Below are 20,715 nucleotides of genomic sequence, written 5' to 3'. Positions count from 1 at the left end.
CCATGCGAGAAACCGCAGCTGGACTCCGGGAAGTCCGCCGTGATCCACGCTGGGCCGAGCTCGAACAGCTGCGCCGGACCAGCCCCATGTGCGACGCGGTCCTGGACGAGGTGCGCGGCCGGCACATCCGCAGCGGGGACCACTGGCTGATCGACTTCGCCTCCTGCAACTACCTGGGCTTCGACTGGGACCCCGAGATCATGGACGCGATCGAACCGGCCGTGCGGCAGTGGGGCACGCACCCCAGCTGGTCGCGGCTGCTGGGCAGTCCCCAGCTGTATCCCGCGATCGAGGAGCGGCTCACCGCCCTGCTCGGCGCGCCGGACACGCTGCTGCTGCCGACCGCCACCCTGATCCACGCCTCGGTGATCCCCGTCCTCGCCGACCAGGGGCACGTCTTCGTCGAGGCCAGGGCGCACCGCACGGTGTACGACGGCTGTGTGTCGGCGCGCGGCCAGGGCGCGACCCTGCGGCGGTTCCGCGCCGACCGGCCCGACGAACTCGACGCCCTGCTGCGGGCCGTACCGTCCGGCGCGCCCCGGCTGGTGTGTCTGGACGGCGTCGACAGCATGACCGGCGGCATCCCCGATCTTCCCGTGCTGGCCGGCCTCTGCCGGGAGCGGGGCGCGACGCTGTACGTCGACGACACGCACGGCTTCGGCGTCATCGGGGAGCGGGCGGCGGACGAGCTGTGCCCGTACGGGTCCCGGGGCAACAGCGTGGTGCGGCACACGGGCGAGTCGTACGACGGGATCGTGCTCGTCGGCGGCTTCTCCAAGGCGTACTCGTCCCTGTTGGCCTTCCTCGCGCTGCCCTCCGGGCTGAAAGACCACCTGAAGGTCGCGGCGGCACCCTACCTGTACTCGGGCCCCTCGCCGACGGCCTCCCTGGCGACGGCGCTCGCCGGACTAGAGGTCAACGACCGGCGGGGGGACGCGATCCGCGCCGATCTGCACCGCAAGTCGGTGCGGGTCCTCGACCACGTCGACGCCCTCGGCCTGGACACGCCCACCGGCCATCGGCTGCCGATCGTGGAGATCCCGCTCGTCGACGCGTCCGACCTGGAGGCGGTCGCCGGATTCCTGTGGGACCGGGGTATCTATGTCACCCTCGCCGCCTACCCGCTGGTGCCGCGCGACCGCGTCGGCTTCCGTGTGCAGATCACGGCGCTCAACTCCGACGAGGACATCGACCGCCTCAACGACGCCCTGACCGGGGCCTCTCGGCGCTTCGCCCTGCGGCGCAGGAGCTGAGCCCGGGATGCCCAGCCCCGGGGAGCCCGGTCCCCCGCCGATCCACAACGACGACGTGGACTGGGACAGTTGGCCCGTCGAGGACTATCTCGCCGAGAACTACCGTGAGTTGCATCCGTGCGACGCGGCGGTGATCGCCCACCACTGTGCCTTCTACCGCCGCATCCCGCCCGGAAGCATCGCACGGTCCCTGGAGTTCGGCGCAGGACCCAACCTGTACCCGCTGATGCTGGCCGCCTCGGCGAGCCGCCGTATCGACGCCGTGGAGGCGGGCGCGGCGAACGTCGCCTATCTGTCGAAGCAGCTCCGCAACGGCCCCGACGCCGGCTGGCTGCCCTTCTACGAGCTGGGCCGGCGGCTCGACCCGAACCTTCCGGCGGACCTGTCGACGGCGCTGTCGCGCGTGCGAGTCGTGCACGCGGATGTCCGGGCCGTCGAGCCGGGCGGCTACGAGCTGGCGTCGATGCACTTCGTGGCGGAAGGCGCGAGCGAGGACTTCGCGGAGTTCACGGAGTTCTGCGGCCGCTTCGCGCGGTCCGTCGTGCCGGGCGGGCGGCTGGTGGCGGCGTTCATGGAGAACATGCCGACGTACCGCATCGGCTGCGACTCGTGGTGGCCGGGCTGTCCCGTGGACCCGGACACGGTCCGGGAGGTGTTCGCGCCGCTGACCGAGGAGCTCACCGTGACCCGGATCGACTCCGATCCGACGCTTCCGGACTACGGAGACTCGGGGATGATCCTCCTGACAGGGCGTACGCCGTCTCCACCAGGGCGATGTGGCTGAACGCCTGGGGGCTGTTCCCCAGTTGGCGGCCGGCGTCCGGGTCCCACTGCTCGGAGAGCAGGCCGACGTCGTTGCGGATCGCGAGGACACGTTCGAAGGCCTCCCGCGCCTGCCGCGGGTGCCCGGTGGCGGCGAGGGCGTCGGCGTACCAGAGGGAGCACGCGACGAACGCTCCCTCGCCGCCGCGCATACCGTCCGCGCCCTGTGCGTACCGCCGCACGAACCCGCCGCAGGTGAGTCCGCGCATCGCCCGGACGGTGCCGAGCACCCGCTCGTCACGGGCCGGGAGGAAACCCAGCCGGGGAATCAGCAGGGCCGATGCGTCGAGGGCCGACGAGTCGTACGACTGCACGAAGGACCCCTGCGCCGCGTCCCAGCCCTGGCGGCACACCTGCCGGTGCACCTCGTCCCGCATGGCACGCCACTGGCCCGAGGTGCCGTTCCGGCCGAGCAGCTCCCCCATCCGCAGCGCGCGGTCGGCGGCCACCCACGCCATCACCTTGGAATGGACGAACTGCCGCCCCGGGCCCCGGACCTGCCACAGTCCCTGATCGGGCTCACGCCAGTGCACGAGCAGGTGACCCATGAGCGCCTCGACCAGGTCCCACACATGGGCCGGCAGCGGGATCCCGGCCCGCAGCGAGAGGTGCAGGGTGTCCAGCACCTCGCCGTACACGTCGAGTTGGAACTGACCCACCGCGGCGTTCCCGAACCGTACCGGCCGCGAGCCCTCGTAACCCGGCAGCCAGGGTGCCTCGGTCTCCGGCAGGAGACGCTGCCCTCCGACGCCGTACACGGTCTGCAGGTCGGCGGGATCGCCCGCGACGGCCCGCACCAGCCAGTCCAGCCAGGCGGTCGCCTCGTCGCGGTAGCCGCTGCGCAGCAGACAGGACAGGGTCAGGGTGGAGTCGCGCAGCCAGCAGTACCGGTGGTCCCAGTTGCGCTCTCCGCCGATGCAGCCGGGCAGCGAGGTGGTGGGCGCCGCGACGATGCCACCGGTGGGCGCGTAGGTCAGCGCCTTCAGCGTGATCAGGGACCGTACGACGGCGTCCCGCCACGGTCCCTCGTAGCGGCACTGGGCGCTCCAACGCCACCAGAAGTCGCCGGTCTCCTTCAGGATCGTCTCGGCGGGCACGCACAACGGCGCGGGCAGCGCGGGCAGATGGGACGGCGCCCACACCAGGGTCAGCGCCAGCCGTCGTCCGGCCGGGACGGTGAAGTCCACCACCGTGGAGGCGGACCGGTCGACGATGCGCCGCGCCCGTACCGGACCGTCGGCGTGCAGCCATACGGCGTCCGGCCCGGCGACCGCGACGATGCAGTCGTCGGTCACCCTGATCCAGGGGAGGACCCCGCCGTGGTGGAAGCGCAGCCGCAGTTCGCTGCGCAGGTGCACGGACCCTTCCAGACCTTCCACCAGCCGTACGATGCAGGGGTGTTGGGCGCACGGCGGCATGAAGTCCGTGACCCGTACCGCTCCGGTCGCGGTCGCCCACTCCGATTCCAGGACCAGGGTGTCCGGCTGGTACGACCGGCGTGCACAGGTGCCGCTCGCGACGGGCGCGACCCGCCAGAATCCGTTGTCCGCCGTGCCGAGCAGCGCGGCCAGGCAGGGCGGTGAGTCGAAGCGGGGCAGACACAGCCAGTCGACGGACCCGTTCCTGCCTACCATCGCGGCGGTTTCCAGGTCGCTGATGAGGGCGTAGTCCTCGATGAGCGCACTCATGACCGAACCCACCGGCAGTCACGGGTGATCATGAGTTCCTCCCGCCGTTCAACCGAGCCTGGGGCGCCCCGGCGCACACAGCGTCCATCCCGCCGCACGCCAGACTGCCGGGTCGAGCGTGTTGCGCGCGTCGACCATGGCCGGGGTGCGGACCACGGCGGCGAGAGCGGCGGGGTCGAGCTCCTGGTACTGGGGCCATTCCGTCAGGTGCAGCACGACGTCCGCCTTCTCGCACGCCTTGGTCACGTCCAGGGTGAACTGAAGCGCCGGGTACGCGGCCCGGGCGTTGTCGACCGCCTCGGGGTCGTGCACCCGGACCTGGGCTCCCCGGCGCCGCACCGCGTCCGCGACCGCGAGCGCCGGCGAGTCGCGGACGTCGTCGCTGTGGGGCTTGAAGGAGGCGCCGAGCACGGCGATGTTCCGGTCCGCGAAGGATCCTCCGGCCAGCCGCTGCGCCAGATCCACGCAGCGTGTGCGCTGTCGTGTGTTGATCTCGTCGACCTGTCGGAGGAGGGCTGCCGACCGGCCCTGGCCGAGTTCGTCGGCCAGGGCGGCGAAGGCGCGGACGTCCTTGGGCAGGCAGCTGCCTCCGTAGCCGAGTCCGGGAGCGAGGAAGCGGAGTCCGATGCGGGAGTCCCGGCCCATGGCCTCGGCCAAGGTGAGCACGTCTGCGCCGGTCGCGTCGCAGATCTCCGCCATGGCGTTGATGAACGAGATCTTGGTGGCGAGGAAGGAGTTCGATGCCAGCTTGACCAGTTCGGCGGTGGCCGGGTCGGTGACGATGAACGGGGTGCCCTCCTGCAGCAGAGGTGCGTAGATCTCCCTCAACCGGGCCTCTGCCTGGTCGGAACGGACACCCACCACAATGCGTTCCGGCCGCAGGGCGTCCCGGACCGCGCAGCCCTCGCGCAGGAATTCCGGGTTCCACGCGACTTCGCCGTCCTGGGCGGCCATGTGCAGGCGCGCGGCCAGCCGACCCGCCGTACCGACCGGCACGGTGGACTTGCCGACCACGAGGACCCGCCGGTATCCGCTGCCGCGCAGATGCGGCAGGAGACCGTCCAGAGCAGCGTCGACGTACCTCAGATCGGCAACGCCCGAGTCGGGGTCCTGCGGGGTGCCGACGCAGATGAAGTGTGTGTCGCCGAACCGGGCGGCCTCGGCCGGTGAGGTCGTGAAACGCAGGGTGCCCGCGTCCACCGCCGTCCTCAGGATCTCGGACAGCCCGGGCTCCCGGAACGGCGGCCTGGCACAGGCGAGCCCGGCGATCCTCTCCGCGTCGATGTCCACGCCGAGGACCTCGTGCCCGATCTCCGCCATGCACGCGGCGTGGACCGCTCCGACGTAACCCGTTCCGATGACTGTCAGGCGCATGTGGATCTCCGTGTTCGGCTCTCCGTCGACAACGCGAGCCCGGTGGGCGGTTCAGGGGGCGGGACCCGCGGCAGGTCCTGGGACGGGAAGGCCCAGCAGTCCGCGGTAGCAGGCGTCGACCGCGGCACACATGGCCTGCGGCGCGAAGGCGCTGCGTACCCGCCGGCAACCCTGGCGCCCCATGGCGGAGGCCTCAGCCGGATGGTCGAGCAGCCAGCCGACGGCCCGTGCCGCGCCGTCCGGATCGGCGGGTGCGACCAGCAGACCGGTGGCGCCGTGCTCCACCAGGTCCGGTACGCCGTTCACGGCCGTGGCGACGACCGGGCGGGCAGTGGCCAGCGCCTCGGTCAGGGCGCGGCCGAGTCCTTCGTAGAGCGAGGTGATCACGAAGACGTCGAGACCGGCCACCAGCCGGGCTGCGTCCGGCCGGTGCCCGGTGAGAATCACCTGGACGTCCAACTCCGCGGCGAGCCGGCGCACTTCGCCCTCCAGCGGCCCGGCACCGATCATCACGAACGCGGTGCCCGGACGACGGGCGTGGATCGCCGCCGCTGTGCGGACGAAGTCCAGGGGTGCCTTCTGGGTGTCGATCCGGCCGACGGTACCGATGAGGGCCGTGCCGCGGGGCACGCCGAGCATGCGGCGGGCGGCGGGATCGAAGCGTTCGGGGAGGTGCCCCAGGTCCACCGCCGAGGGCACCACGTCGACCTGGCCCGGTGGGGCCAGCCGCTCCTCGACGGCCTGTTGCGCGACGCGCGGCGACACCGCGAGGAAGCGGTGGGTGAGGCGGCGCGTCGACCGCTCCAGCCACCGGTAGGCCGTCCGCCTGGGGCGCGACATGTACGGGTGGAAGCTGAAGCCGTGGAAGGTGTGCACCACCACGGGCGTGCGGCACAGCCGAGCGGCGACCCGACCGAGGAACCCGCCCTTGGCCGAGTGCGTGTGCACCACGGTGAACCGCTCCCGCCGGACGAGCCGCACCAGGCGCCACAGCACCAGCGGGTCCGCGGGAGTCAGGGTGTGCCGGAACCCCGGTACCTCGACCGTACGCACCCCGGCGGCGCGCGCCCGCTCCCAGAGTTCACCGCCCGGCACTCCGGCGATCCACACCTCGTACCGGTCGGGGTCCATTCCCTCGGCCGACAGCAACGTGTTGGCCCCCGCTCCCGCCGTGAAACGGGTGATGACGTGCAGAACCTTGATGCGGGGCAGCGCCGGCGGCGACAGCAGACGCGCCGCCGGCGTGACCCGTGGAGGCGGCGCGGGCCAGCGGACGACAGCGCCGTCGGCCCGTCCCGCGCCCGGGACAAGGATCCCGTTCCGCATCATCCATCACCACCGACGCCGAATAAAGCCGTATATTTACGTTGTATACATACATCATCCTCTCAGCCTCGATCGAGGTCAATTCGCACCAGGACCACACACGAGGCACTCCGGAAACAACCGGGAGGGATCGGTATGCCCCTGGCCCAACTGGCGGACATCGAGCGGCTGTTGGTCTGCCCGCGCTGTCGATCGACAGTGACGACGCAGCCCGGCGGACTCAGCTGCACCGCGCCCGACTGCCCCTGCCACGCCCCGTCGGCCTTCCCGCTGGCCGCCCGATGGCCGGTCCTCGTCGACTTCGAGCACAGCGTTGTGGACCGGGAGGAGACGGTGGCCCCGACCGCCCGAACGGATACCGGAGAGTGCGCCTCCCCCGGACTCGTCGACCGCCTGCCGGCCGCTCTCCGGCCCCTCTGGAAACCACCCAACCGGGTCGCGGCCCACAACATCGACCTGTTGCTACGACGCCTCCCGGGCCCGGCGCCGACACTGCTGGTCGTCGGCGGGGCCACGGTCGGCAACGGTGTGGGCGCCGTCTACCGCGATCCGCGCGTCCAGGTCATCGGCTTCGACATCGTCGCGAGCCCGGTGACCCAGTTCATCGCGGACGCCCACCGGATTCCACTGCGCACGGCGAGCGTCGACGCGGTGCTGGCGCAGGCGGTACTGGAGCACGTACTGGATCCGCCCCAGGTGGTCGCCGAGATCCACCGGGTCCTGAAGGACGACGGCCTGGTCTACGCGGAGACCCCCTTCCTGCAACAAGTGCACGCCGGCGCCCACGACTTCACCCGGTACACCGCGAGCGGCCACCGCCACCTCTTCCGCCGCTTCGAGCAGCTCGCCGCCGGCCCCGTCGCCGGCCCGGGCACCCAACTCCTTTGGAGTGCCGATCACTTGACCCGCGGCCTGACCCGCTCCGCCCTCGCGGGCCGCGCGGTACGGGGACTGATGTGCTGGCTACGGGCGCTGGACCGGCTCGTCCCGCCCGACTTCGCGGAGGACGATGCCTGCGCCCTCTACTTCCTGGGGCGCAAGAGCGAGCGGGAGATGACGGCCGGGGAGATCATCGCGTACTACGGCGGAGCTCAGCGGGCCGGGCGTTCGGGTCGCTCCGGGAGGCCCGCTGGGCCCGCACCATCGCGGCGAGTCCCGCACGGATGCCGGTGCCGGGCCGATAGCCGAAGGCGTCACGGGCCACGGTGATGTCGGCCGCGGTGCGGCGGGCGTCGCCCGGGCAGGCGGGCCCCTGCACGACCCGTACCGGACCGGTCAACTCTCCGATCAGCGAGATGACTTGACGCATTGTCACCTCGCTCCCTCCGCCGATGTTGGCGACTCCCGACCACGAGGAGGACGCCGCCGCCCGCATGGCCGTCACGACGTCCTCGACGTAGGTGAAGTCACGGCTCTGTCCGCCGTCCCCGTACAGCGGGAAGGGCCGGTGTGTGCAGGCGGCCGCGACGAGTCTTGAGAACGCCATGTCGGGGCGCTGTCCGGGGCCGTACACGCTGAAGAGCCGCAGGGAGACCGCCGGGACACCGAAGACGCTGCGGTAGGTCTCACAGAGCTGTTCGGCGGCGAGTTTGGTGACGCCGTACGGGGAGACGGGGCGGGGGCGGAGCGTCTCCGGTGTCGGGTATGTCTCGGCGTCTCCGTAGACCGACGAGCTGGACGCGAAGACCAGGCGTCGCAGTCCGGTGTCCCGTGCCGCTTCCAGTACGCGTTGGGTGACCAGGACGTTGCGTTCGAGGTAGACACCGAACTCCTCGCCCCAGGAGCCGCGGACGCCGGGCTGGCCCGCGAGGTGGTAGACGGTGTCCGCCTGCGCGAGAAGCGGTTCGAGCGGGAGTTCCAGCAGATCGCCCCGGCGAAAGGTGAAGCGGTCGCCGCCGAGCAGCCGGGACAGATTCCGGCGTTTGCGCGAGGGCGCGTAGAACTCCGTCAGCGCGTCGACCCCGACGACCTCGTCTCCGCAGGCCACCAGGTGTTCGCACAGGTGCGAGCCGATGAATCCGGCGGCACCGGTCACCACGGCGCGCATCAGGACCCGCCTCCTCGATCCCATGGGGCGGCCAGCAGGTAGAGGATCGTCCGGACGACGAGGCGCAGGACGTTCGGCACCGTGGCACGGCGCAGGAACTCCGCGTCCAACGCTGTGCGTTGGGGTACGAGCACGGTGAGGTAGTACTGCTCGGGGTCGGGACGGCCGTCGAGCTGCGCGGCGTAGGCACGTGAGCGGAGCTGGCACGGTCCGGTGAGACCCGGACGGTGCCGGAACACCCACAGGTGTTCCGGCGGGTAGCGGCAGGCCAGGTGTGGGGTCTCGGGACGCGGACCGGCGAGGGTCATGTCGCCGCGCAGTACGTTCCACAGCTGCGGAAGTTCGTCCAGGCCGAGTCGACGCAGCAGACGACCTGTGCCCGTCACTCTCACGTCGCGGCCGCCGGTGACCCCGGGCCCTGTACTGTCCCTGCGCATCGTCCGGAACTTGTAGAGCGTGAACTCGGCCCCACCCTCTCCGATCCGTCGCTGCCGGAACAGGACGGGACGCCCGCCGGTGACGGCGACCACCACGGCCAGCAGGAGCAGCAACGGGGCGAGCAGCAGGAGCAGGGGCGCGGCGAGGACGACGTCCAGGACTCGGCGGGCCCGGGTGAGCCGGACGCGGCTCGGTGTGGGCAGGACCGGTCCGGGGCTGCGATCGATCATGTGCATGGGACGCCCCTGTCAGGTCCCGCGGCAGGCCGGCGTTCGGCCGGAGTGCCACGCGGGGCCGATCGTGCTCCCGGCTCCGGGAGTTCGAGGGCCGCCGCCCAGCGCGGCAACCACGTGTCGTAGGAATAGTCGCGGCCGGCGATCTCCCGGGCCGAGCGGCCAAGTTGTTCCCGGGTGGCCGCGGAGGCGTCGAGGAGTGCGAGGAGCGCGCCGGTCCAGTCGTCCTGGGTGCGCGGCGCGGGCAGGCCGAAGCGGGACAGCAGTTCGCCGTTCACGCCGAGGGGGCTGGCCGCGGCGGGCAGTCCGGCGGCGGCGTACTGAAGGAGTTTGTAGCCGCACTTGCCCAGACCGTAGGCGGTCGTCGGCAGCGGCATCAGGCCGATGTCCATGGCGGCCGGCGCCGTCCGTTGGGTGTCCGGATTCCAGGGGACCCGGTCGACGAAGGACTCCAGGCCGCCGAGCGAGGGTGCGGTCGTTCCGACGAGTGTGAGCCGCGCGCCGGTCCGGCGGTGAACCTCCGTGAGCGGTGCGGCGATCAGCCGCAGGGACGCCTCGTTGTGAGGCGATCCCATCCAGCCGAGGCGGGGCGGGTCGTGCAGCGCGTAGGACGTCTTGGGCGTGTAGTCCTCCACCGCCACACAGCTGGGGATCACCACGACGTCGTGGTGGTGCTGGGCAGCCCAGTCGGCCAGTACGGCGTTGCCGGCGACGACCCGGTCCGCGTACTGGACGGCCAGTCGCGCCTTGGCCGCCTTGGGGGCGAACCTGCGAGCGAGGCCGCCCTCGCCCAGGTCCCACTGCAGGGCGTCGTCGAAGTCGTACACGGCGAATTCCGCACTCGTCAGCAGCCGCCGCTCCCACCAGCCGCGACTGAGCGGCGAAGCCTCACGGTGCAGCAGCAGGCGCCGGGGCCGGGCGCGTGCGATGGCGCCGAGCCTCAGTTCCGCCCGTGCGAGGGCCAGCGGGTGCCGTACGAGTCGCGAGGCGGCGGCATCGGTCAGCGACAGATAGCCGGACACGGTGAAGTCCGTGTCGATGCGGTCCAGCCACTCGAACACGCGCACCCGGGAACTGCCGGCTCCCCGGCCGTAAGGAGTGACCGCACAGCGGTCCGGGCGACGTTCCATGGTTCCGCGTTCCAGCCGTAAGCTGATATCGTATGTTTACGTCGTAAAACTGGATGAATCCATATCCTGCTACCTCGGTCAGACCCCGTCAAGAGCGGCCGGAACGGCCCGCGGGGAGGAGCTTCCATGGATCTCCACGACTACCTCGACGCACTGCGCCGGCGGTGGCGGTTCGTCATGGCATGTGTGCTGCTGGGTCTGGCGGGCGCGGTCGCGGCGACCGCCCTGATGCCCCGCACGTACACGGCGACCGCCCAACTGTTCATCGCGACCAGTGACGAGAACAGCGGCGACGCCTACCAGGGCGGCCTGTTCACCCAGCAGCGCGTCAAGTCGTACACCCGCATCGTGACCAGCCCCGCGGTCCTCGACGGAGTCATCACCCAACTCGGCCTCCACACCACCCCCGGGCTGCTCGCGGAGAAGATCAGCGCGCAGGCCCCGCTCGACACGACCCTGGTCGACATCCGGGTGAAGGACGGGTCGGCCGACCGGGCCCAGGCCATCGCCGACGCGACCGCCGGCCAGTTCACCAAGTACCTCGCGGCGATCGAGGCGTCGTCGGTCGGCGCCCCGCCGCTGATCAAGGCCAGCGTCGTCGGCGGATCCCAGCCGCCGTCCTCGCCCACGAGCCCGCGTCCCGGGCTGAACGTGGCCATCGGACTCGTCGCGGGGATCGCCGTGGGGGCCACAGGAGCCGTACTGCGTCAGTCGCTCGACACCACGATCCGTACCGCGGCCGACCTCAGCGGCTGGTTGTCCCTCACCACGCTGGGCACCGTGCCCCCGCCTGCCCGGCAACGCGCGGACAGCGCACGGCACTTGGGCACCACCAGGCGGACGGAGGCCCTGAGCCAGCTTCGCACCCGCCTGACCTTCAGTGCCGGAAACGGCATCCCGGACTCACTGCTCGTCAGCAGCGCACGGCCCGGGGAAGGCCGAACACGGACCGCGATCGACCTGGCAACCTCCGTCGCGGCCACCGGGCACCGCGTCATTCTCCTGGAGGCCGATCTGCGCCGCCCCCGCCTCGCCGCGGAACTCGGTCTGCACGGCACCCCGGGCCTCACCGGTGCCCTCACCCGCAACACGCCTCTCTACGCGGCTCTGGAGAGCTGGGGCGACGGCCTGATCCGGGTCCTGCCCGCGGGATCCGCCCCGGCGGATCCCAACACGCTCCTGTCCTCGCCCGGCATGGCGTCGCTGCTGCGCTCCCTGGAGGCGGACGCGGATCTCGTCGTGGTGGACAGCCCACCGCTGCTGTCCTTCGCCGACGGAGCCGTACTCGCTGCCATGACGCAGGGCGTACTGCTCGTGGCACGGGCCGGAAAGACCCGTCGCGACGACGCGGTCCGTGCCCTCGACACCCTCACGGCGGTTCACGCACCCGTCCTCGGGGCCGTACTCACCGGGACGCATGCCGAGGGGCTCGCCGACTGGCAGCCTCCGCGGAGCCCCGAACCGCGGCACCCCGAACCGCCGGACCGGACCGGAGAACCCGAGCCCGCCCCGGCCAGGGCCCGGGACGGAGCAACAGTCCCGCGTCGGCACCACGAATAGGCGGTGAGGTCCTGATGACGCAGGATCAGGCACGTACAGCGCTGCTCCTGGGGATCCTTGCCCTGTTGTCGCTGGTCCCGGCAGGAGTCGCACTGCGTCGCGCCCGGGCCTCCGGAGACTGGGACCTCACCTCGACGATGATCCTTCTGGTGGGCGGGCTGGCCAGTCTGCCGACCGTCGTCTACGTGATCCACACGGGCCGGCCCGAACGGCTCGACCCGCTGGGCGAAGTGGAGATCGGTTTCCCCCAGTGGGTGAACCAGATCGGGACGGCATCGAACGCCCTGCTACTGGCGTCGCTCGCCGTGTTCTTCGTGCACCGGCTGTTCGGCGAGCGAGCACGTGTCAACTCCGCTCCGCTCATCGCCCTGGCCCTCGTACTGCTGCTCGCCTTCTCCGACGGCCTGCACGGACAGCAACCCTTCGCGCCGCGACAACTCGTCCTGGTCGCAGCCCTCCTGGCGGCGGCCGTGGCCCGGCCCGGGCGCTCGGCACTGCTGGGCGGAGCGGCCGTCGTCCTGCTGTTCACGGTGCTGAGCGGGGCCGAGGCGATCATCCAGCCGGCCACGGTGCTGCGTGAATGCCGGACCGACAACCCGTGCGGTGTGCTGGGGATCCTCTACCCGGGCGTGTTCACCAACGAGAACATCTTCAGCCTGCTCCTGGTCGCCGGCATCCCCTTCGTCTGGCTGGGACTGCGCGGCCGGGTGCGCTTCCTGCTGGCGTGCTACGTCGCCTTCGTGGCCGTCGCGACCGGCAGCAAGCTGGGCGCCGTCAGCGCGGTGGTGGTGCTGGCTTTCCTGGTGCTCCTGCGCCCGGCGCTCCCGGACGAGGCCGGTGCACCGGACCCGGTCGCCTCGCCCGGGCGCGTCCTGTTCGCGCTGCCGGTGCTGGGTGGCGCGGCGGCGATCGGTCTGCTCGTGCCGTTCCACCACCCGGGTTCCGACACCCTCGGCGACCGCGCCACCATCTGGGACATGGCCCGGGACGAACTGAGCCGGTCGCCGCTGATCGGATTCGGCGGCAAGACGTGGTCCGGCAAGTACCAGGCCGGCGAGATCCCCGCCGCCGTCTCACCGTCCCTGCACAATCAGTGGATCGACACCCTGTACGCGGGCGGGCTCGTCGGTCTCCTCCTCTTCCTGCTCCTGCTGGTGCATCTCCTGGCCCGAGGCGGCGTCCCCGGCCTCCCCGTGACGGCGAGCGTGCTGCTGCCGGTCCTGCTCACCTCGGTCCTGGAGCGCCCCTGGTCGTTCGGCATCAGCAATGCGCTGACCTTCGCCCTCCTCGTGGCCACGATCACGCCGGTGCGGGTGCCGAGGGCCGGCCCCGTGGTGTCCGGGGAACGGCCGCGGAGCCTCGTCGGCAGCCGGGGTGCCGTCTGACAGCGCCGGAGAAGGTTGGTGCTCGTGCCGCAGAACGAACTACCGCGCCTCGACATCGTCGTCGTCAACTGGAACACGGGCCGGTGCCTGCACAGATGCCTGGACTCCATCGCCACGGCCCGAAGCTCCGCATACGCGCTCGCCCGCGTGATCGTGGTGGACAACGCCTCCGCCGACGGATCCGCGGACGGTCTCCACGATCCGGCCCTGCCGCTGTGCACCATCCGCAACGCGCACAACCGCGGATTCGCGGCGGCCTGCAACCAGGGCGCACACGAAGGGAACGCTCCCTTCGTGCTGTTCCTCAATCCCGATACCCGGCTCCACCCGGACGCCCTTGACCGAGCGGTCGGATTCCTCGCCTGCCCGCACACGGCGAGCGTGGGCATCTGCGGCGGCCAGATGGTGAAGGACGACGGCACCCTCCAGGAGTCCTGTGCCCGGTTCCCCCGGCTGTCGATGGTCGTGGCCAGGGCATGTGGTCTCTCCCGGTTGTTTCCCCGGCTGATGCCGCGCCAGTGGATGTCCGTGCGCGAGGTCGACGACAGCCGCCCGGTGGACCAGGTCATCGGTGCGTTCTTCCTTGTCCGGCGGCCCCTGTTCGAGGAACTGGGCGGCTTCGACGAGCGCTTCTTCCTCTACTACGAGGAGGTCGATCTCGCCTATCGGGCCCGGCAGGCCGGATTCCTCAGCTATCACCTCGCGGACGCCCGGGTCCGGCACGTCGGCGGAGTCAGCTCCGGGCAGGTTCTCGGCCCGCGCCTGTTCCACTCGCTCCGGGGCAGAACGGAATTCGCCCGTCTGCACTGGCAGCGGGGGCAGGTGCCGGCACTCGTGGGTGTCACCCTGGCCGTCGAACTGCCTTGCCGGGCGGTGTTCGCCCTGGCACGAGGGCGCTGGAACGAGCTTCGTGGCGTCGCCTTCGCCGCCCGGCGGTACGCGGCGTACGTGAGGTCGAGCCGGCCAGCAGTTCCTCCAACGGCTCCAGGGTCCGGTTCCAGTTCAGCCGCTCCGCCTGCCGGTACGCCACGTCGCTGACCGACCGCCATGCGGCCTCGTCGCTCAACTCGTCGATGACGGCGGTGAAGTTCTCCTCCGTGTAGGGCACCGAACCGCGCAACAGGTCGAGGTGTCGCCGCCAGGCGGGGACCAGGACGGGAAGCCCGTGTGCGAGGTAGTGCAGGTGTTTGGCGGAGAAGCCCTCCTGGCGCATGAGATCCCGGGTGCAGGTGATCAGGCCGAACTGGTACTCCTTCAGGACGTCCGAGGACGCGTAGCCCCGGTATCGGAGACCGAGGGAGGGATCCGGCGGCGGCCCCCCGTAGACGTCGAGATGTGGATACCGCGCGGCCAGCCGGGCCAGCAGCCGAAGGTCGATGAACTGTCCGGACAGTGAGCCGAGATACACCACGCGCGGCGGATCCGCGAACCGGGCAGGCTCGGCCGCGGGTGTACAACCCCAGTTCAGCCGAAGGATGTTGGCTCCACTGACCCCGTACTGCGAGACGGCGTACCGCCCATACGTCTCCCAGTGGTACGACAGGTGTTCCACCTCCTCCAGGAGCCTGGTCTCCCAGCGTCGGAACCGGTCGTGCTGCCGCCTGGTGAGCCGTCCCTCGCAGAACACCTCGTCGGCCCAGGGCGTGGGGCAGTCGTAGAGAGTCACGGCCGACGTACCTGTCGTCAGCACCCCTGCGTCGTAGGGCGTTTCACAGATGACGAGGTCGTACTCGTCGAGATCCAGCAGGCCGGCGAGGACACGTCGGCGCAGTCGGTGATCGGCTCTCAGGACGTGGTACGACAGGTGGCGGCGCCCGAACGACCCGCGGCGGGTCAGGACTTTGGACGCCACGTCGTTGGCGTACATCGCGAGTCGGGCCGGTCGCGGCGAGGCCGGCAGCATCCTTCCCAGGGTGCCGGGTGTGCCGGAGGCCCGCGCGAGACAGTTCGTGTCCACCAACTGCACCTGGTGGCCGCGCTCCCGCAGGAAGCGCTCGATGGCCCGAGGTCTGACGCTGTTGGCGAAACCGTCCAACTGGGCCAGGATCAGCACCCGCCCGGCCCGTGACGCGGTGACGGGGGTCATGAGGGTTCCTCCTCCATCGACTCACGCGGCAACAGGGCTGCCGCGGCGGCGAGGCCGGCGAGCACGGGGAGGCCCGCCAAGAGCAGCGGCAGTGCCCCGTGCCAGCCCAGCCGCAGGATCAACAGGTCGCCCAGGCCGGCGATCGCCGCCGCCACCGCGGTCGCGGGCAGCCAGCGCCTCGGCAACCGACGCTCACGCAGTCCCGCGAACCGCCGGCACAGGACGACGAAGTACAGGGAACCGGCGATGAGGCCGATGGCCGTCGCAAGCACGACTCCCAGGACGCCGAACAACAGCGTCAGCGGCACGGTGAGGACGAGGTTGACCACGGTCGAGAACCACGAGTAGCGCGTCTCGTAACCAGGGAGGCCGATCGCGCGCACGAAACAGGTGCGTACGCCGGTGAACGCCACCTGCACCGAATAGCCGGCCAGCAGCACGGTGGCGACGGCTGCGCTGAGGGCGAGCCCGGTACCGAGCCACACCTGGACGGCGAGGCCCACGGAAGCGGTGGTCACCACCCCGTAGGTGAGGACGGCCGGCAGCCAACGGGCCTGCAGCACGTGGAACTCCCGTACCGCGCCCGGGAGTCCGTCCTCGGAGAAGACCCGGGTCGTCCGGGTGAGGATCGGCGGGAACGCGAACAGCGGCGCGCTGCGCAGAGCCATCGCGGCCTGGTAGCCGGCGGCGTAGACGCCGACGTAACGCACCGGCAGCAGCGCGGCGACCACGAGAGCGTCGATCTCACCGTTGAGGAAGACGGTGAAGCCGGACAACTGCATGCGCACGGCATAGCTGCCGAAGTCCCGACGCTCGGCCCGTGGGGGCAGCAGCGGTCGCCGGATACGGATGTGGCGGGCTCCCACGCACAGGCCGCAGACCGTCATGAGCAGATAGCGCCCGGCCGCCAGAACCGCGAGCAGCGGCAGGTCCGGGCCGTCCCTGACCAGCATGGTCACGGCTGCCGCGTAGACCAGGCACGAGCCGCCGCTGACACCGGCCAAGGCACGGAACCGGGCGTTCGCCTGGAGCAGGGCGGTGGCGGAGTTGGCGGCCAGGGCTAGGGCCAGCAGCGGCCCGAGTGCGGTCAGCAACTGTCCCGCCTCGCCGCGCAGCCTGGGTGGTACGTCAGCGGCGGAGAGGATCGCCGGGGTGAGGAGCAGGCACGCTCCGGTGACCAGCGCGCCCAGTCCGAGGAAGACCGTGAGGGACCCGATCACCAGCCGTCCCGTGCCCGCGCGGTCGCCGTGCGCGGCGTGCCGCGCATGGAAGCGGGCCAGTGACGCGCCGACCCCGCCGTCGAGCACGGTCAGCGTGGCGAGGAAGACCAGGATCAACGACCAGACTCCGAACCGGTCCAGGCCCAGGTGACGGATGAGGTAGGGCGTCAGCACCAGGTTGGCGAGCATCGGAGCCGCCTGCGCCAGTGCGCTGAAGCCCACCTCGGGGACCAGGGCAGCACGCTCGGGCCGGTCCGGCGGCGCAGGCCCGGCGTCCCCGGCTGAGACCGGTCCGGCCCGGTTCGCGGGGCGCATCGCAGGCCTCAGGTCCCGGACCCGTGCCGGTCTTCCGTCTCGACCGCCCGCCACTGTGCCCGCAGCTTCCCCTTGTCCAGGATCAGCGCGTACTGCCCCTCGATCAGCTCCGACCGGACGATCGGCGCAGTGCTGAACGACGTGTGTGAGGTGTTCAGGTGACGCAGGCCCAGGACGAGGTCGCGGAGATCGCCGTTGGACATCCGGTCGTCGACGCTCACGGTGCCGGTGATCGCGTCGAGCATGCGGGCGGTGCCGAACGGGTCGGTGAGGGCGACCCGGCCGCGGATCCGGCCGGCCAGGCTGTGCAGGAATTGCTGCTGGTGCTTGATGCGGTCCAGTTCGCCGCCGGGAACACCGTGCCGCTGCCTGACGTACGCCAGGGCCTCCGTGCCGTTCATGAGATGGGTGCCGGCGGTGAAGTGGTGGTGCTGCTCGGGGTCGTAGGAGTTCACCGGGATGGTGACGGGGACTCCGCCCACGGCGTCGGTGAGGGTTTTGAAGCCGTGCCAGTCGATGACGCCGAAGTGGTCGACGCGGGTGCCGGTGAGCTGTTCCACGGTCCGGATGAGCAGGGGCGGGCCGCCCCAGGAGAACGCTGCGTTGACCTTCGCGGAGCCGTGGCCGGGAATGGGGACCCAGCTGTCCCGGGGGATCGACATCGTGTACGCGGTGTGCTCGTCGGCGTCGAGATGCACCAGCATCAGCGTGTCGCTGCGCTGCGCGCCGTAGGTCCAGAGCCGGGTCGTGGCCTCGGTTCCCGTGGTCGGCTTGGTGGAGCGGCTGTCGACTCCGGCGAGGAGGAAGGTGGTTCCCTTGCCGTCCGCGGGTGGCCGTGGACCCTGCGGGAAGGCGTGGTGGATCCTCGTGACCTGGTCGCCGTAGTGGTTCGTCGCCCACCAGACACCGCCGACTGCGAGTCCCAGCAGGGTGAGTACGGTGACGAGGGCGAACGCCAGTGCCCCGCGCAGGAACCGGTGGTGCGGCCCTGCGTCCGGCCTCGGTGCCCAGTGCTGCCACTGACCGCGCGGGGACATCAGAAGTCGTCCGGGTACGGGTCGGCCATGACCGAGAGCGGTTGCTGTCGCGGCTCCGCGGCCGGGAAGCCGGGGAGGAGTCCGGCGAGCATCCGACGGACCTCGCCGCCGTCGTTGCGCTCCGCCGCGGCGTACAGGGCGGAGAGGCGCTGTGTCAGTGCCGACGGGCGGTCCTCGTGGGCGGTGGGTGTCGCGGCGAGGATCCGGGGGTGGGCGGTGCGTGTGTGGTGCTCCTGGGCGGCGAACAGCGTCTCGTTGAGCTTCTCTCCCGGGCGGAGGCCGGTGAAGCGGATGTCGACGTCCGGGACGTTCACGGAGCGGGCGAACTTGCGGACCAGGTCCACGATCCGCACCGGCCCGCTCATGTCGAGGACGAACACCTCTCCGCCCCGGGCCATCCGCATGGCCTCCAGGACCAGCCCGACGGCCTCTTCGACGGTCATGAAGAACCGGGTCACGTCCGGGTGGGTCACCGTGACCGGCGAGCCCGCGCCGAGTTGTTCCGCGACGACCGACAACAGCGAACCACGGCTGCCGAGGACGTTGCCGAAGCGGACGGCGGCGAAGACGGTGCCGGGCCGGGCGCCGTCCTGGCCGCCACGCACGATGAGTTCGGCGAGCCGCTTCGTCGCGCCGAGCACCGACACCGGGTCGGCCGCCTTGTCGGTGGAGATGAGGACGAAGCGTTCGGTGCCGGTCGCGACCGCGGCGCGGACGAGGTTGTCGGTGCCCCGGACGTTCGACTTCACGCCTTCGCAGGGGTGCCGTTCGAGGAGCGGCAGGTGCTTGTGCGCGGCCGCGTGGACGACCACTTCGGGGCGCAGGTCATGGAAGAGCTGGTCGATCCGGGGGCGGTCCCGGATGTCCGAGATGACGATGTCGTCGCTGCGCAGGGCGTCGCCGTAGAGCTCAAGTTGCAGTCGGTGCAGGTTCGACTCGTCGTGGTCGAGGAGGAAGAGCCGGCTGGGGCCGAAGGCACGGATCTGGTGGCACAGTTCGCTGCCGATGGAACCGCCGGCCCCGGTCACCAGGACCCGGCGTCCGGCGATCGTCGAGCGGGCCTCGGGACTGACCACGTGCATCTCGCTGCGGCCGATCAGTTCATGCACGTCCAGCGCCCTCATGTCGCTGCCCACCACGTCCCGGCGGAGTGCCGCGACGAACGACGGCAGATAGCGCACGCTCGCTCCGGTGGCCTCGGCAGCCCGCGCCACCCGGCGGAAGCGGTCCCGGACCAGACCGGGGATGGCCACGACGACGACCTCGATCCGATGGGCGAGCGCAGCCGCCCGGGCGTCGTCCAGCTCGCCCAGGACGGGCAGGTCCCCGATGAGGGCCGTACGGCGTTTGGCCGGATCGTCGTCGAGGAAGCCGACGGGGTCGAGCCCGAACTGCGGTGTCCGGGCCAGGTCCCGGGCGAGGGCCTGCCCGGCTTCGCCGGCTCCGACGACGAGGGTACGCAGTCCGGCCGGCCGGTGGGCTTCTCCTCGTCCGGCGCCGAGGCGCGCCAGCTCACCACAGATCCGGTCGACGGCGTGATCGGTGAGCCACGGATGCAGGGGCAGGGAGAGCAGTTGGGGGAAGAGCGCGTCGGCTCCCGGAAGCCCGTCCGGCGGAATGACCGCGACCCGCCGGAAGTACGGCATCCGGTGCAGGGGGACGAAGTGCACGGAGGTACCGATGCCGCACTCCCCCAGCCGATCGATCAGCTCGTCCCGGCCGGTCCCGTACTCCTCCAGCACCCGTACGACGTACAGGTGCCGTGCGTGCCGTCCGACGGTGGCGGCGTCCGGCGGCTCCAGTCCGGGGACGGTCGCGAGTGCCGTGTCGTACCGCTGCGCCAGCGCGTGCCGCCGCCGCTGCCAGTCGTCGAGGTGACTCAGCTGGGCCCGGCCGATCGCGGCCTGCACGTCGGTCATGTTGGCCTTGAGGCCCGCGTCCTCGACGGTGTAGTGCCAATGGCCGCCGGGCAGGTTGCGTCGCCAGGCGTCCGTGGACATGCCGTGGAGCCTCGCGCGGCGGATCCGGGCGGCCAGCAGGGCGTCGTCGGTGGTGACCATGCCGCCCTCGCCGATGGGCAGGTTCTTGGTGGCGTAGAAGCTGAAGCAGGTCGCCCTCGACAGGCTTCCGACGGGCCGGTCGCCCACCGAGGCGCCGAGGGCGTGGGCGGCGTCCTCGACCACGTACTCCAGGGGCAGCCGCGCGGCCGCCGCGAGTTCGGCGACGGGCGCAGGGGCGCCTGCGTAGTGGAGGACCATCAGCGCGTGCGGGCAGCCGCAGGCCCGCGCCGCCCGGGCGACGGTGGCCGGGGTGACCATGGCGGTGCGCGGATCGACGTCGACCAGGACGGGCCGCAGCCCGGCGTGCAGCACCGCCTGGGCCGCGCCGCAGAACGTCACGTCCGGGACGAGGACCGCGCCACCGGGCGGCAGCCGCAGTGCACGCAGCGCGAGCTCCAGGGCCGCCGTGCACGAACTCACCGCGACCGCGTGCCCGGCGCCGACGTACGCCGCGAACTCGTGCTCGAAGAGTTCCGTCTCCGGGCCCGTGGTCACCCAGCCGGAGGCGAGCACACGCTGCGCCGCCCGTCGGGCCTCAGGGCTGATCCGGGTCATGGCGAAGGGCACGTCCGGCTCTCCGGCGTGCACAGCGGCCAGGGACACTCCGTCGACGCCGAGCCGGGCGTGACCGACCGGTTCCTGCCGGGGCCTCATCCGGTGGACTGTCATGGCTCGCTCCCCGGTTCCGCGCTGCTGGGGGCGTGACGACATGCGGGGCAGTCCACACTGCCGTACGTCCGA

At 71.4% G+C, this 20,715-nt stretch carries 14 protein-coding genes and 1 pseudogene; 6 read left to right on the top strand and 9 right to left on the bottom strand.

Translation table 11 applies throughout. The features are described from left to right. The first annotated feature begins 2 nt into the window (after positions 1-2). On the top strand, positions 3-1,253 hold the full coding sequence (locus AB0I69_RS01460; protein WP_363093418.1) for a pyridoxal phosphate-dependent aminotransferase family protein: 1,251 nt from the start codon (positions 3-5) through the stop codon (positions 1,251-1,253). Positions 1,254-1,260: 7 nt separating this feature from the next. Beyond that, a complete protein-coding gene (locus tag AB0I69_RS01455) occupies positions 1,261-2,037 on the top strand; it encodes a class I SAM-dependent methyltransferase (protein ID WP_363093417.1) in 777 nt (258 codons plus the stop codon). Here AB0I69_RS01455 and AB0I69_RS01450 read toward each other — a convergent pair. Genes AB0I69_RS01450 through AB0I69_RS01440 form a run of 3 tightly spaced genes read right to left on the bottom strand, consistent with a single transcriptional unit; the run spans position 1,931 to position 6,466 of the window. After that, positions 1,931-3,763, bottom strand: a complete 1,833-nt coding sequence (locus tag AB0I69_RS01450) for a glycoside hydrolase family 15 protein (RefSeq protein ID WP_363093416.1) — start codon at positions 3,761-3,763, stop codon at positions 1,931-1,933. The genes AB0I69_RS01455 and AB0I69_RS01450 overlap by 107 nt on opposite strands. A 48-nt stretch (positions 3,764-3,811) precedes the next feature. Further along, positions 3,812-5,137 carry a UDP-glucose/GDP-mannose dehydrogenase family protein gene (locus AB0I69_RS01445; RefSeq protein ID WP_363093414.1) on the bottom strand — a complete coding sequence of 442 codons (1,326 nt, stop codon included), beginning with the start codon at positions 5,135-5,137 and terminating at the stop codon, positions 3,812-3,814. Between the two features lie 51 nt (positions 5,138-5,188). Beyond that, positions 5,189-6,466: a glycosyltransferase gene (locus AB0I69_RS01440; protein WP_363093413.1), complete on the bottom strand. Its 1,278-nt coding sequence runs from the start codon at positions 6,464-6,466 to the stop codon at positions 5,189-5,191. A 132-nt stretch (positions 6,467-6,598) separates the two neighbouring features. Between AB0I69_RS01440 and AB0I69_RS01435 the strand changes: the two genes are divergently transcribed. Next, on the top strand, positions 6,599-7,672 hold the full coding sequence (locus AB0I69_RS01435) for a class I SAM-dependent methyltransferase (protein WP_363093412.1): 1,074 nt from the start codon (positions 6,599-6,601) through the stop codon (positions 7,670-7,672). Here AB0I69_RS01435 and AB0I69_RS01430 read toward each other — a convergent pair. The 3 genes and pseudogenes from AB0I69_RS01430 to AB0I69_RS01420 all read right to left on the bottom strand — a co-directional run. After that, positions 7,665-8,510, bottom strand: a pseudogene (locus AB0I69_RS01430) (NAD-dependent epimerase/dehydratase family protein); the annotation flags it as partial. The gene AB0I69_RS01435 and the pseudogene AB0I69_RS01430 sit on opposite strands and share 8 nt — an antisense overlap. Continuing rightward, a complete protein-coding gene (locus AB0I69_RS01425; RefSeq protein ID WP_363093411.1) occupies positions 8,510-9,184 on the bottom strand; it encodes a sugar transferase in 675 nt (224 codons plus the stop codon). The gene AB0I69_RS01425 and the pseudogene AB0I69_RS01430, both read right to left, overlap by 1 nt. Further along, on the bottom strand, positions 9,175-10,311 hold the full coding sequence (locus AB0I69_RS01420; RefSeq protein ID WP_363093410.1) for a hypothetical protein: 1,137 nt from the start codon (positions 10,309-10,311) through the stop codon (positions 9,175-9,177). The genes AB0I69_RS01425 and AB0I69_RS01420 overlap by 10 nt, the downstream gene beginning before the upstream one ends. 126 nt (positions 10,312-10,437) lie before the next feature. On the opposite strand from AB0I69_RS01420, the gene AB0I69_RS01415 reads away from it, so the two are divergent. Genes AB0I69_RS01415 through AB0I69_RS01405 form a run of 3 tightly spaced genes read left to right on the top strand, consistent with a single transcriptional unit; the run spans position 10,438 to position 14,294 of the window. Continuing rightward, positions 10,438-11,871 (top strand): Wzz/FepE/Etk N-terminal domain-containing protein, encoded by a 1,434-nt coding sequence (locus AB0I69_RS01415; protein ID WP_363093408.1) that lies wholly within the window; start codon positions 10,438-10,440, stop codon positions 11,869-11,871. A gap of 14 nt (positions 11,872-11,885) precedes the next feature. Beyond that, a complete protein-coding gene (locus tag AB0I69_RS01410) occupies positions 11,886-13,256 on the top strand; it encodes an O-antigen ligase family protein (protein ID WP_363093407.1) in 1,371 nt (456 codons plus the stop codon). Positions 13,257-13,280: 24 nt separating this feature from the next. Next, on the top strand, positions 13,281-14,294 hold the full coding sequence (locus tag AB0I69_RS01405) for a glycosyltransferase family 2 protein (protein ID WP_363093406.1): 1,014 nt from the start codon (positions 13,281-13,283) through the stop codon (positions 14,292-14,294). 1,044 nt (positions 14,295-15,338) lie between these two features. On the opposite strand, the gene AB0I69_RS01400 is transcribed toward AB0I69_RS01405, so the two are convergent. Genes AB0I69_RS01400 through AB0I69_RS01390 form a run of 3 tightly spaced genes read right to left on the bottom strand, consistent with a single transcriptional unit; the run spans position 15,339 to position 20,643 of the window. Further along, positions 15,339-16,877: an oligosaccharide flippase family protein gene (locus AB0I69_RS01400; RefSeq protein WP_363093405.1), complete on the bottom strand. Its 1,539-nt coding sequence runs from the start codon at positions 16,875-16,877 to the stop codon at positions 15,339-15,341. Positions 16,878-16,885: 8 nt separating this feature from the next. Then, the gene (locus AB0I69_RS01395) at positions 16,886-17,914 is read right to left on the bottom strand and encodes an LCP family protein (RefSeq protein WP_363093404.1); all 1,029 of its coding nucleotides are present in this window, start codon (positions 17,912-17,914) and stop codon (positions 16,886-16,888) included. Beyond that, positions 17,914-20,643, bottom strand: a complete 2,730-nt coding sequence (locus tag AB0I69_RS01390; protein WP_363093403.1) for a DegT/DnrJ/EryC1/StrS family aminotransferase — start codon at positions 20,641-20,643, stop codon at positions 17,914-17,916. Before AB0I69_RS01390 ends, AB0I69_RS01395 begins: the two co-directional genes overlap by 1 nt. Between the last annotated feature and the right edge of the window lie 72 nt (positions 20,644-20,715).

The organism is Streptomyces sp. NPDC050508 (assembly GCF_040655155.1).
Lineage (GTDB): Bacteria > Actinomycetota > Actinomycetes > Streptomycetales > Streptomycetaceae > Streptomyces.
Note: the sequence above shows the minus strand (reverse complement) of the source record. Positions and strands in the feature narration are given on the sequence as shown.

Coding starts and splice junctions, on each gene's coding strand:
- AB0I69_RS01420 (WP_363093410.1), bottom strand. CDS start 10,311: ATGGAACGTCGCCCGGACCGCTGTGCGGTCACTCCTTACGGCCGGGGA.
- AB0I69_RS01410 (WP_363093407.1), top strand. CDS start 11,886: ATGACGCAGGATCAGGCACGTACAGCGCTGCTCCTGGGGATCCTTGCC.
- AB0I69_RS01395 (WP_363093404.1), bottom strand. CDS start 17,914: ATGTCCCCGCGCGGTCAGTGGCAGCACTGGGCACCGAGGCCGGACGCA.
- AB0I69_RS01455 (WP_363093417.1), top strand. CDS start 1,261: ATGCCCAGCCCCGGGGAGCCCGGTCCCCCGCCGATCCACAACGACGAC.
- AB0I69_RS01390 (WP_363093403.1), bottom strand. CDS start 20,643: ATGACAGTCCACCGGATGAGGCCCCGGCAGGAACCGGTCGGTCACGCC.
- AB0I69_RS01450 (WP_363093416.1), bottom strand. CDS start 3,763: ATGAGTGCGCTCATCGAGGACTACGCCCTCATCAGCGACCTGGAAACC.
- AB0I69_RS01435 (WP_363093412.1), top strand. CDS start 6,599: ATGCCCCTGGCCCAACTGGCGGACATCGAGCGGCTGTTGGTCTGCCCG.
- AB0I69_RS01400 (WP_363093405.1), bottom strand. CDS start 16,877: ATGCGCCCCGCGAACCGGGCCGGACCGGTCTCAGCCGGGGACGCCGGG.
- AB0I69_RS01425 (WP_363093411.1), bottom strand. CDS start 9,184: ATGCACATGATCGATCGCAGCCCCGGACCGGTCCTGCCCACACCGAGC.
- AB0I69_RS01445 (WP_363093414.1), bottom strand. CDS start 5,137: ATGCGCCTGACAGTCATCGGAACGGGTTACGTCGGAGCGGTCCACGCC.
- AB0I69_RS01415 (WP_363093408.1), top strand. CDS start 10,438: ATGGATCTCCACGACTACCTCGACGCACTGCGCCGGCGGTGGCGGTTC.
- AB0I69_RS01440 (WP_363093413.1), bottom strand. CDS start 6,466: ATGATGCGGAACGGGATCCTTGTCCCGGGCGCGGGACGGGCCGACGGC.
- AB0I69_RS01460 (WP_363093418.1), top strand. CDS start 3: ATGCGAGAAACCGCAGCTGGACTCCGGGAAGTCCGCCGTGATCCACGC.